At 30.3% G+C, this 3,107-nt stretch carries 2 protein-coding genes; both read right to left on the bottom strand.

The annotated features are described in order from the left end of the window. Nucleotides 1-2,547 (bottom strand): ABC transporter permease (locus AB1Z17_RS12285; protein WP_368052084.1); only part of this gene is annotated, 2,547 nt, incomplete at its 3' end. Between the two features lie 3 nt (nucleotides 2,548-2,550). Next, a partial coding sequence (locus tag AB1Z17_RS12280) for an ATP-binding cassette domain-containing protein (protein WP_368052083.1) occupies nucleotides 2,551-3,107 on the bottom strand: 557 nt, incomplete at its 5' end.

The raw sequence follows: 3,107 nt of genomic DNA, 5'->3' as shown, positions 1-3,107 counted from the left end.
ATGAGTTACATCGTAATATTGCTCTATTGAAATGCCTTTATAGTCCGTTTTTGTAGACTCATATTTTGCAGAAAAATAACCGATTTCAGGTATTATCTTTTCGGCAGATTTATAATGAAAATAATTCCTATTATTTTCTGACCACTTTTTTATTAAACGACCAGAACTAATTGCCGTTTGATTATTAGAAGTAGAGATAATAGTTTCGAATTTTACTTTCTCATATTTACTTTCTCCTAAGACGATATGTGCGTCTGAATTATTCTGTTCAATGCGTTCTGGTAAATTTCTTTTTTTACGTTCAGCTCCATTAGGAATCTCTAATGTTGATGTATAACCTAAAATAGGTTCGAAATTGACAAATCTATTCAAATAAGTACCATTATTAACGATTGAATTATCTTCTTCATAGCCTTTTACTTCTTTCTTTAATTTATAGGCAAATCTTACAGAATCGTTTGGCTGTAAAGGTTTATTATACTTGAATACATACGTTCCATAGAAAGAATCATGAGCAACTAACTGTGCATTTTCTATTGAGATATTCTCTAATGGTATTCTCTCTGTAATGAAAAGTTCAGATAATGGTTGCTCACTTTTATTTTTTAGCATATAATCAGCTTCAATAGCATACATTCTTTTATTTGTATAGATATCAACCATAGTCTTTTTTGAAGTCGGAATTAATCTATCAATGCTGTTATATTTTTTGAATTTCAGTTCATAGTTTTCTCTAAATTCTAATTTATCATTCATAGTTTCATAATCTGAAACCATATTGTAATACACTAAACTACCTGCACTTAAAAACAATACGAATAATATAGCGGTCGCGAACTTTTGACCTTTCGTCCAATACAAAGCTAATTGCTTTAGTTTGACAGAAAAACTAGGTACTAATCCCCTATTCCATATTTTAAACGATAGTATAGTCAATAGTAAGCCGAAAGCAAACCAGTATAAAGCCAAGTGATCAAATAGATTTGAAACACCATTAAATCCATCCATATTACTGTATTGTGGACTAGGTAAATAATCAAGGCTTGTTAACGGATGCTCAAGTCCAAGAATACCAGAATTTAAAGTTAAAAGAACGATTAAGCCAAAAATCCCCATTCCTAAATATTTGCTTTTTACCAAAGTATTGACAAATAAGGCAATCACACAAAATATAACTAATTGCAATCCATAATGATAATATACAGAAGCGTACAAGCCCAACTGAAAGTTTTTAAAATTTAAACTTAATTGAAACAGTATACAGATTATTATAGCGGATGTAATTAACAGTATAGGTAGTATTATTAATGCAGTTAATTTAGACGTAAAAAAGACCCAATTTTTCGCTGGAGTTGCATCTAAAATAGTATTGAAATTGGCACTACGTTCTCTCCATACAATTTCTGAACTATAAAAAACAATTAAGATTAAACTAAATAATTTTAATGGATTTACAATTAATTCTATAAGTTGATTTGTATATGGATAAACGCTTACACCATACTCTTCACCTCTAATTACTGTAGAATAAACACTAGAAAACACAATAAACAACCACATTAACATAACAGCTATAAATGGAAGACTTTTGAAGACACTTTTTAATTCTAATTTTAACAACGAAAAGAAAGCTAATTTCTGTGCTTTATAATTATATAAACCTTGTATTGGTTTATATGCTATTAATTGAGTGTTTACCTTTTTCTCTTTAAGCTCCTTTTTTACTTTGTTTGAAACTTTTCTAAATGAAAAGATACTATATGTCGTTAATAAAATTCCTAATGACACAAATACCCAAACAAGTCTATTCCATAAAAACAATCCAGAAAAAGACAATAGTTGTGTATTTTTTTGAAAAGGCGTCCAAAATTGTGTTTGTTCAAAAAATGCTGCAATTCCAAAAGGATCTGCGAGAGCTGCAATTGCCATGCTTTCTGGTGATGCAGGAATCGCTTGCGCCATTAAAGGTGAATTTAAAAAGATAGAACTTACAAGGTATAGCATATAAACAAATACAGCACTTACATAAGTCGCTGTATTATTTTTGGTTAGCGTACTTACAGAAAATATGATTGTAGTACATATAAAAATATTTGGTAATACAATGTATAACCAAGGTTGTAAGTAGGTCATTACTTGAAAGTCAGCAATACGCTCAGGATTTAAACCAGAAAAATAATTTCCCATTATATTCCCTAACAGATATGGTGAAAAAGCCAATACACTAAATATAAATGTTCCCAAAAACCGACTCCAGAAGTACTGTGCTTTTTTAATAGAAGAGCTGTAAATTAACCCTTCCATATTGTATTGTTTATCTCTTAGCATTGCGCTAATGGCGAAAAACATGATGATAAAGACACTCCCTAAAGTAAATACATTTGTGTAAAAATATATTTGATATGCCGAGTTAAAATTGACTCCTTTAGGTGCAAACCCTTGTCCTCCAATATATATTCCTAAAGCTAAAAACAATAAGGCAAATAGAGGAAACGCACGTTGTTTTACTTGATAAAAAATTTCGAATTGTAATAATTTCTTAAACATAACTTAGGCTTTATTATTTGTTTGATTATATAAAGTAGCAAAATAAAAATCCTCTAAATTTGGAATGATCTTTTCAAATCCAACTTCAGGTTTATTGTTTGACAATACTCTAATTTGCGTCTCTCCTGCTACTAACTTGGTAGAAATGACATCAAAAGCTTTTTTGAAAATTTCAATTTCACTTTTCGGAATAATTTTAGTCCAAACCTTCCCATTAATCGAGGCAACTAAATCCTTTGGGTTACCATGAGAAATTATTTCTCCACTTGACAGAATCGCCATTTTTGTGCACAAGTTTCTTACATCTTCCACAATGTGAGTAGATAAGATAACGATGACGTTCTCCCCTATTTCACTTAGTAGGTTCAAAAAACGATTACTTTCTTCTGGATCTAAACCTGCTGTTGGCTCATCTACAATTATTATTTGTGGATTTCCTAGTAAGGCTTGTGCAATTCCAAAACGTTGACGCATTCCTCCAGAAAAAGTGTAGACAGATTTTTTTTTGTGTTGATATAAATTTACTTGCTGTAATAATGCATAAACTTGTTCTTTACGAT

Origin of the sequence: Lutibacter sp. (assembly GCF_040883305.1) — a bacterium.
In the GTDB taxonomy this organism is placed as follows: domain Bacteria; phylum Bacteroidota; class Bacteroidia; order Flavobacteriales; family Flavobacteriaceae; genus Lutibacter.
Note: the sequence above shows the minus strand (reverse complement) of the source record. Positions and strands in the feature narration are given on the sequence as shown.